The sequence below is a fragment of the Sediminibacterium sp. genome (assembly GCF_051861365.1).
In the GTDB taxonomy this organism is placed as follows: domain Bacteria; phylum Bacteroidota; class Bacteroidia; order Chitinophagales; family Chitinophagaceae; genus Sediminibacterium.
In genome coordinates, this window is record NZ_JBHYCW010000058.1 from 1 (window position 1) to 6200 (window position 6200).

The window sequence follows — 6200 nt, forward strand, 5'->3', positions numbered from 1 at the left end:
CCGATTAAAGTGGCACGTGAACTGGGTTCAGAACGTCGCAAGACAGTTCGGTCTCTATCTGTGGTGGGCGTTAGTAAATTGAGTGGACATGTCCTTAGTACGAGAGGACCGGGATGTACGTACCGCTGGTGTATCTGTTATGCCGCCAGGTGTAATGCAGAGTAGCTATGTACGGCAAGGATAAACGCTGAAAGCATCTAAGCGTGAAACCTTCCACAAGATGAGTTTACTTTTAAGGGTCGTCAAAGACTATGACGTTGATAGGCTATAGGTGTAAAGCTGGTAACAGCAAAGCCAAGTAGTACTAATTGCCCGTAAGCTTTATTTTTTTTCTTGTTATCATTTCCTTCCCAATATGTAACTTATTGTCACTGGTTTTATTACCATGATTTACATTCTTATGGTGGTTTTGCCGGGGGTGTTCACCTCTTCCCATTCCGAACAGAGAAGTTAAGTCCCCCATGGCCGATGGTACTTGCATTACGCTGGGAGAGTAGGTAGCTGCCATATTTATTGAAGCCTCGCTGTTTATCAGTGAGGCTTTTTTGTTTTATAGCTATCTTATTGAGTTTTCACACTATAATGCCCGATGGTATTTTCAGCCTTAGAAGCTGTTTAAATTTTAAGTGTATAGATGGTTGAGCATCTGCCTTATAGCAGATAATTCTATAATAGTTTCAGCAGTTTGCGGCTGTCTTTCATACAATTTTGCATTTCGCCTGTTAGTTTCAAACCAAGCAAATGTTCTTTCTACTACCCATCTTCTGGGAGAGACTTTGCCTTCTTTAAGATCAGAGCGTTTGACGATTTCTAGCTCATACCCATTAATTGGGGTATTACTAAGCTGGTTTTTCCCAGGCAATTGGTAACCTCCGTCCACAAATATTTTTTTTACATTCTTCCAATTCCTACTCAAACACGCTGAGAGGAGCCTGCCGCCATGCCTATCGGCTATTGCTGCCGAGTGTACTTTTACACACAGAAGCATACCTGTAGTATCTACAATAATATGCCGTTTCATCCCTTTAATGCGTTTTCCTGAGTCATATCCCGTATCCACCGAACTACTCACTAATGTACTCTTTACAGATTGGGCATCCATTATGCCAGCTGTAGGTTGACTCTTCTTGCCTGATCGTCTTCTGTATCTTTTCACTAAAGAGCATCTGATACGCTCAAATGTCCCGTCACTCTTCCATTTTGAAAAATAATAATAAACAATTTGCCAGTTGGGGAAGCTCGATGGAAGCATACGCCACTGACAGCCTGTTTTTATTCAATAAAAAATTGCATTTATAATTTCTCGAAGACTATATCTACGTTTTCTGTAATCATTCAAAAAAGCTTTAATAACTTGCCATTGGCTGTTGTTTAAGTTGGTAGGATAACCTGTCATTTTAATAAGATTTGGTCATCTTCTAAAACGACATCTCCGATTGACAACAACAGCTTTTTTATCCACTTTTACACACAGATTACTACTAATTAGATTTTTAAACAGCTTCTTAGGCGGATGCGAGAGTAGGTAGCTGACATACTTGTCTGCCTTTGGAATATTTATTGAGCCTCATTGTTTATTTGGAGAAGCTTTTTATTTATTGTGGCTGGCAAATACAGTATCAATTTGATGTTACTCTTTCACCCATCTATATCAGCAAGTAAGTACTTATTATACAAATCTGAATCTTAGAAAATGGATTAAAGTTTTTTAAAAACCTTTTCCTGTATTAACTTTTACATATTCTACGATGTATTGATTTTCTTGTTACTTTCAACAACCAACATCTATCAGAAAATTGATATGAAGCCGAGTATAAAGCGAAATCCTATTCTTACATTTCTTTATCTCGGTATTCCCGATGACGCTTCATTTGTCGATAGGCAAAAAGGATACATGTTCAATCTTTTTATCCTGATCGGAGCACCGTTTGCAGTATTATCCCTGATCGTTAATGTATCTCAACAAGCTTATTTCCCGGCTTTTATTAATATCATCCAGATTAGTTGCTTTGCTTTGGCATTATGGATTACCATCTCAGGTAAATGGAAAGAATTTCGCGTAGTTATTCTCATCATTCTTTCAGCAGTAGCAATGATTGCTGCTTATTCTTATCAAAATTCAGGTGAATATCGATTGCTGATTATGATCGTTGCAGCTGTTGTATTATTCGATCGATCTTGGCAATACATCATTTTTGCAGCTACAGCCTCCGCTGCATTTGTATACATACGAATGATCCAAATTCCAGACCTTGCTGATCAACCAATAGGAGATATTGTTTTTACCTGTTTAAAAATATTCTTACCTATTCTTTTATATGTGTTATCGCTCTTGTACTTTAAAATTATCTATTTTAGAAACCTTCAACAGTTAGAAGATACCAATAAAGCATTGGCCATTACAACAAGACAAAAGGATCAAATATTGAGTACGGTTGCGCATGATTTACGTACACCGATTTCTAATATTTCAAGTATTACAGAACTGATTCAATCAGATCATCTCTCTCAGGCTGATAAAGCAAATTTCCTTCATATGATAGGTCATTCTTCCCGATCTGCCTTACATCTGATCAATGATTTATTGCAAAATAGTGATACACAAGTGCGTCAATCTCACTTTGAAATTGTTGAGCTGAATCAACTATTTAACTCATGGATTCCTTCTTTACAATTAAGGGCAAATGATAAACACATACAAATACTCACTCATTTTTTTTCAGCACCGATTGATATTTCAATTGACGTAGACAGAATCGAACGTGTCATCAATAATTTGGTCAATAATGCTATTAAATTCAGTCCGGATGGAAGTAAAATATTTATTCAGATAACAGCAGATAGTAAACATACTCGTATTACTGTTACAGATCAGGGCATCGGCATACCCAAAGAAAAGCAGGAACTTGTTTTTGATATGTTCTCCAAAGCCCAGCGAGTAGGAACTTCCGGAGAAAAGAGTTTTGGTATGGGCTTGTCTATTTGTAAGCAAATCATAGAGCAGCATCAAGGTAATATTTCCGTACAAAGTGAGGAGCATAAAGGATCAACTTTTACGGTTGAATTACCATTACAACGACCCTAAAATCATTAGGCAACATCTTCTCCGGTAGATGCTATCCAAAGTTTAAACCAGTCTTCTCTTTCCATTTGAATACTTGCTGCATTCTTCGCCTGAATCAATCTTTCAATTTTAGTAGTTCCGATTACAGGCAGAATACCTGATGGATGTGTGTGCAACCAGGTAATTAGTATCTCATTTACGCCACACTCATACTTTGACGCCAGCAATGTGGCTGTACCCATAATACTTCTGAAACGTGGATGTGTATCATCATCAAAAGCACCCCCACCCAATGGCGCCCAGGCCATGGGAATAATTTTATGTTTGATACAATTTTCAAGGGTGCCATTCAAAAAAGCAGCAAGCTGAAGAATAGAAATTTCTGTCTGATTATATTCAACAGATGTATAATTCATCAACATATCTACCTGGTGTGGCAAAAAATTCGAAACACCAAACTGCAAAACCTTACCCTGTTGCTTTAGGCGGTCAATGGCACTTGCTACTTCCACAGGATGTAACAATGGGTCAGGCCTATGAATCAATAAAAGATCCAAATGGTCTGTTCCGAAATTTCTCAGAGATTGATCAACGGAACTAATGATATGTGCAGCGGAGGTATTGTATGATTTGATTTCGTGTGCAGAGCGATTAGGTGTTACCATCTGAATACCACATTTGCTGATGATACGTAACTCTGATCTAAGTGAAGGCATTTCTTTTAATGCTTCGCCAAATTCTGCTTCAGTAGTATAGTCGCCGTATATATCCGCGTGATCAAAAGAACGGATCCCATTTTCCAAACAAGCGTCAATCAGTTGGCGGTATTCTTTGGTAGAAAATCCGGCACCCCATTTACCCCAACGCATGCACCCGGCAATTGGTGCTTTGATAACAGATGATGAGTTCATACAATTAAATTAATCAAATCAAAGCAAATGACAGAAAGCTATCATGAAGAAAATAAAAAAGTCCTGTTTCATCAGGTGAAACAGGACTTTAAATGTTAGTAGTGTAATAGGATTAATATCTGTTATAACCTCCACCACCACCGTTACCACGATCGCGGTTGTACCCGCCACCGCCACCACGGTTGCCACCACCACCAAATCCGCCACGGCCACCGCCGCCGCCAAAGCTCTTCTTTTTGAAGCCGCCTCTTTCACCTTCAGGGCGTGGGGTAGATTCGTTTACAACGATCTTGCGACCCAACACTTCTGTGTCATGTAGGGCGCTGATAGCAGTACGAGCTGCTTCATCATCAGACATTTCAACGAAACCGAAACCTTTGCTGCGGTCGTTATTGAATTTGTCGGTAACAATTTTGGCGCTCGTTACTTCACCATACGGAGTAAACAGGTTCTGCAGATCATCACTGGTCATGTTCCAGTTCAGATTTCCAACGTAAATGTTCATGTTCTTTTAAAAAATTAAGTGATCAAAAACCAATGAGAAACCAGTAACCAAAAACCCTGAAACATTTACGTAAAAACGTTCTGAGATATGGAAGACCTATCATTGGACTACCGAAGATAGTGATTTTGGCTGATTGGCAAGTTTTTTTCAGGTTTCGGGGCTTAAATGATGACAATCAATAGAAATACCGGTTTCTGGGTATTAAAAAAGCCCCTATTCTTAAAATAGAGGCTTTTATTATCTGAAAGAGCATTAATTACTCTCCAACTACTTCAAAATCAATTTCGGTAAGGTTACCATTACCAAAATCTATAGATGCTTTGTAAGAACCCAGTTCTTTCACATCATCTACAATAGAGATACGCTTACGATCGATCTCATAACCTTTTTGGTCACGAATCGCTCTTGCGATCTGTAATGAGGTAATGGTTCCGAAGATCTTACCGCTGGTACCGGTCTTAGCGGTTAACTTAACAGGAGCAGCTTTCAGTACATCCACCACTTTATTGATCTCAGCCAACATAGCAGCTTCTTTCTTCGCCTGAACTTTCAAACGCTCTTCCAATTGTTTCAAATTAGAAGGGTTGGCTTCTACTGCGAATTTCTGAGGGATCAAAAAGTTTCTGGCATAACCGTTTTTTACGTTTACCAGTTCATTACGTCCGCCCAAATTGTCTACATCCTGAATTAAAATAACTTGCATAATTGTTTGTTTAGTTCCCAAGAGCCCAGTCCAGATTTTAGCTTGACTGTCTCCCGATTTCATCGGGATTAGGGAAGGTGACTAATAAATAGGAAATCAAAAGTCAAAAGTGAAAAATCAAAACCTGATTCATTTTTGACTTTTGATTTTTTAATTTTTACTTCAAAAGATCCGTTACATAAGGTAACAACGCCATTTGACGTGCTTTCTTAACTGCATCAGATACTTTACGCTGATACTTCAGAGAGTTACCAGACAAACGACGAGGTAACAATTTACCTTGTTCGTTGATGAATTTCTTCAGGAACTCGATATCCTTATAGTCAACGTACTTAATGCCATACTTCTTGAAGCGGCAGAATTTTTTCTTTGGCTTCTCCTGCTTAATCGCGGTCAGGTATTTGATCTCATTTTTTGCCATGATTAACCCTCCGTTTTTTCAGTGACAGCAAATCCGCCATTTCTTTTCTTGTAGTTGTACTCGACGGCGTATTTATCGAGTTTGGTTACCATGTGACGCATTACTTGTTCGTCACGTAACAGCTGAATTTTCAGCTTTTCGTTGAGGTCGGTCGGCCCACTGTATTCCAATACCCAGTAGATACCTGTGGTCTTCTTCTGGATTGGGTAAGCCAGTGATTTTAATCCCCATGGAGCACTGTTTACAATCGCTCCACCATTTTCTTTGATGAAGTCTTCGTACTTTTTCTGAGAAGCTTTGAAATCTTCTTCAGACAGTACCGGAGTGAAAATCACCATCAATTCGTAATTACTCATTACCTGAATTTTTAGGTTTTTAAATTGGTTTTTCCCAGTGGATCCCGCCTAAGGCGGGAAATCTGCCAAAACAGATTTGGGGCTGCAAAGGTAGGGGAAAAGAGGGTAAAAAGGAAGAGAAAACAACAAAATAAGGTACAAGAAGCAAGTGACAAGGAACAAGGTGTCAATTACATAAAAAAGGTTGACCTTTTTTGTTATCTAATAACCATTGGGCATATTGGAGCCCGCGGTTCTGTG

Annotated in this window: 7 protein-coding genes and 2 rRNA genes; 3 read left to right on the forward strand and 6 right to left on the reverse strand. The window is 38.9% G+C overall.

Features of this window, described 5'->3' with window-relative positions; translation table 11 throughout:
* Both ACTIEV_RS15270 and rrf read left to right on the forward strand, forming a co-directional pair.
* Positions 1-329 (forward strand): 23S ribosomal RNA (locus ACTIEV_RS15270); the annotation flags it as partial.
* A 70-nt stretch (positions 330-399) separates the two neighbouring features.
* A 5S ribosomal RNA gene (gene rrf, locus ACTIEV_RS15275) occupies positions 400-510 on the forward strand.
* A 112-nt stretch (positions 511-622) separates the two neighbouring features.
* Here rrf and ACTIEV_RS15280 read toward each other — a convergent pair.
* On the reverse strand, positions 623-1276 hold the full coding sequence (locus ACTIEV_RS15280) for an IS5 family transposase (protein WP_439516797.1): 654 nt from the start codon (positions 1274-1276) through the stop codon (positions 623-625).
* A gap of 525 nt (positions 1277-1801) precedes the next feature.
* Between ACTIEV_RS15280 and ACTIEV_RS15285 the strand changes: the two genes are divergently transcribed.
* Complete coding sequence (locus ACTIEV_RS15285) at positions 1802-3085, forward strand: sensor histidine kinase (RefSeq protein ID WP_322195630.1); 1284 nt, start codon at positions 1802-1804, stop codon at positions 3083-3085.
* 5 nt (positions 3086-3090) lie between these two features.
* On the opposite strand, the gene ACTIEV_RS15290 is transcribed toward ACTIEV_RS15285, so the two are convergent.
* From ACTIEV_RS15290 to rpsF, 5 genes are all read right to left on the reverse strand, one after another.
* Positions 3091-3975: an aldo/keto reductase gene (locus ACTIEV_RS15290; protein ID WP_439516796.1), complete on the reverse strand. Its 885-nt coding sequence runs from the start codon at positions 3973-3975 to the stop codon at positions 3091-3093.
* A gap of 112 nt (positions 3976-4087) precedes the next feature.
* The gene (locus ACTIEV_RS15295; protein ID WP_250687577.1) at positions 4088-4480 is read right to left on the reverse strand and encodes an RNA recognition motif domain-containing protein; all 393 of its coding nucleotides are present in this window, start codon (positions 4478-4480) and stop codon (positions 4088-4090) included.
* A gap of 256 nt (positions 4481-4736) precedes the next feature.
* A complete protein-coding gene (gene rplI, locus ACTIEV_RS15300; protein WP_322195628.1) occupies positions 4737-5183 on the reverse strand; it encodes a 50S ribosomal protein L9 in 447 nt (148 codons plus the stop codon).
* Positions 5184-5340: 157 nt separating this feature from the next.
* The gene (rpsR, locus tag ACTIEV_RS15305; RefSeq protein ID WP_133473151.1) at positions 5341-5604 is read right to left on the reverse strand and encodes a 30S ribosomal protein S18; all 264 of its coding nucleotides are present in this window, start codon (positions 5602-5604) and stop codon (positions 5341-5343) included.
* Between the two features lie 2 nt (positions 5605-5606).
* Complete coding sequence (gene rpsF, locus ACTIEV_RS15310; protein ID WP_322195627.1) at positions 5607-5960, reverse strand: 30S ribosomal protein S6; 354 nt, start codon at positions 5958-5960, stop codon at positions 5607-5609.
* Between the last annotated feature and the right edge of the window lie 240 nt (positions 5961-6200).

What these genes read in the sequence shown, in the direction of transcription:
- ACTIEV_RS15285 (WP_322195630.1), top strand. Translation starts at nt 1,802, where the DNA reads ATGAAGCCGAGTATAAAGCGAAATCCTATTCTTACATTTCTTTATCTC.
- ACTIEV_RS15290 (WP_439516796.1), bottom strand. Translation starts at nt 3,975, where the DNA reads ATGAACTCATCATCTGTTATCAAAGCACCAATTGCCGGGTGCATGCGT.
- ACTIEV_RS15295 (WP_250687577.1), bottom strand. Translation starts at nt 4,480, where the DNA reads ATGAACATTTACGTTGGAAATCTGAACTGGAACATGACCAGTGATGAT.
- rplI (WP_322195628.1), bottom strand. Translation starts at nt 5,183, where the DNA reads ATGCAAGTTATTTTAATTCAGGATGTAGACAATTTGGGCGGACGTAAT.
- rpsR (WP_133473151.1), bottom strand. Translation starts at nt 5,604, where the DNA reads ATGGCAAAAAATGAGATCAAATACCTGACCGCGATTAAGCAGGAGAAG.
- rpsF (WP_322195627.1), bottom strand. Translation starts at nt 5,960, where the DNA reads ATGAGTAATTACGAATTGATGGTGATTTTCACTCCGGTACTGTCTGAA.